Source organism: Microbacterium sp., from assembly GCF_031178525.1.
Classification (GTDB): domain Bacteria; phylum Actinomycetota; class Actinomycetes; order Actinomycetales; family Microbacteriaceae; genus Microbacterium.
In genome coordinates, this window is record NZ_JAPSJA010000370.1 from 1 (window position 1) to 1,989 (window position 1,989).

1 protein-coding gene is annotated in these 1,989 nt (G+C 74.9%); it reads left to right on the forward strand.

Annotation, left to right across the window (positions count from 1 at the left end):
- Positions 1 to 312: 312 nt before the first annotated feature.
- Positions 313 to 1,989: FAD-dependent oxidoreductase (locus RIF89_RS14490; RefSeq protein ID WP_309069780.1), on the forward strand; the 1,677-nt coding region annotated here is incomplete at its 3' end.

Below are 1,989 nucleotides of genomic sequence, written 5' to 3' on the forward strand. Positions count from 1 at the left end.
TGGTCATGCCTCCAGCCTGCTCGGCCGGCCCGTCCGCGGCGTCGGTCGCGGAGCGGATCCGGGTCATCCTGTGGATGTAGATCGGCTCGCCGGTCGCGGGCGGCTCCGCGGCGCCCGTCCCGCGTCGCCATCTCCCTCAGGGTCGAGCTGACGAAGACGCGGAACCGCTGGTCCGGGGTTCGGATGCCCGGCGGGGTGGTCGTGTGGGAAGTCTCTTCCCGTACGCCGCCGCCGTCCAGGGCGCTACACTCGCCCCACGGGGCGGCGCGCCCGCGACGGCCCGCAGCGAGGCGCATCGACAGGGGGCGTGCCGTGATCCCGGAGCCTGATTCCCCGCCGCCGACCGCTGCCGTCATCGCCGTCGTCGGCTCCGTCGCCTCCGGCGTCGCCGACGAACTGGAGCGGCGCTACGGAGACGACTATCGGATCCTGCGGCTGCCCGACGCGGCGACCGCGCGGTCCGAGGTCGATGCGCTCGTCGCGGATGCGCGCCGCATCGCGATCCTCGCGGCGGGCCGCGACGCCGCGAGCGAAGCCGGCGATCTGCTCGCCCACGTTGCACAGGTGTCGCCCGACACGCGCCGGACCCTCGTGATCGAGTGGGGCGAGTGGGGCGACGAGCGGGTCGTGTCCGAGCTGCTCGGCCACATGTCGCGGGGCGCGATCGAGGGGTACCTCGTGGCGCCGCGGCAGCGTCCCGACGAGTCCTTCCACCGCGCCGTGACCGAGCTCCTGCGCGAGTGGTCGCGTGCGGCGGGCGTCGATCATCCCGAGTTCACGCTCGTCGCCGACCCCACGGGCGCGCGCTCGCACGTCGTACGCGCACGCCTGCAGCGGGCGGGCATCGCCGTGCGGGAGCTCTCGTCGGACGATCCGGAGGCGGCGGAGCTGGTCGGCGCGGCGGGCATCGGCCCGGGCACCCCGCATGCGCCGATCGTCGCCACGGCGGACGGCCGCGTGCTGGTCGACCCCGGCGATGCCGAGCTCGCGCGGGTCGGCGGCTACACGACCGCGCTTCCTGATCGCGTCGTGGACGTCGCGATCGTCGGAGCCGGACCGGCGGGTCTCGCCTCCGCCGTGTACGCGGCGAGCGAGGGCCTCGACACGCTCGTGCTGGAGGCGGCGTCGATGGGCGGCCAGGCAGGATCGAGCTCGCTCATCCGGAACTACCTCGGCTTCCCCCGCGGGGTGTCGGGCGCCGAGCTGGCCCAGCGCGCATACCGCCAGGCATGGCTCTTCGGCGCGCACTTCGCGCACGCGCGACGGTGTACGGGGCTCGAGGTCGATGCCGCCGACGGTCCGACGCGCCTGCGGCTGCAGATCGACGGCGCGGAGGCGGTGCGGGCGCGCGCGGTCGTGATCGCGACGGGCGTCGACTACCGCCGCCTCGCCGTACCGGCTCTCGCGCCGTACATCGGCTCGTCCGTGTTCTACGGCGCCTCCTCCGTGGAGGCCCGCGCGCAAGCCGGACGCGCCGCCGTGGTGGTGGGCGGCGGCAACTCGGCCGGCCAGGCCGCGCTGCACCTCGCGCGGTTCGCCCGGACCGTGACGCTCGTCGTGCGCGGTGAGGGGCTCGCCGAGAGCATGTCGCAGTATCTGATCCACGCGCTGTCTGCCGCCGGCGTGCGCCTGATCACGCGATCCCGCGTCGTCGACGCGCTCCCCGCTGCGGAGGGCGGCCGGCTCGGCGGGATCGTGCTGGAGGATGCAGAGGGAGTCCGTCGCGAAGAGCCCGCCGACGCGCTGTTCGTCACGATCGGCGCGCGCCCGCGCACCGACTGGGCGGGACCCGTGGCGCGTGATCGCTGGGGGTCGATCCTCACCGGACGAGAGGTGCTCGAGGCCGGCGCATGGATGGGCGACGGAGACCCGGACGCGCTGGAGACCTCGGTATCGGGCTGCTTCGCTGTCGGCGACGTGCGCCGCAGCTCGCTCAAGCGCGTGGCCGCCGCCGTCGGAGAGGGCTCCGCGGTGATCTCCGCAGTGCAC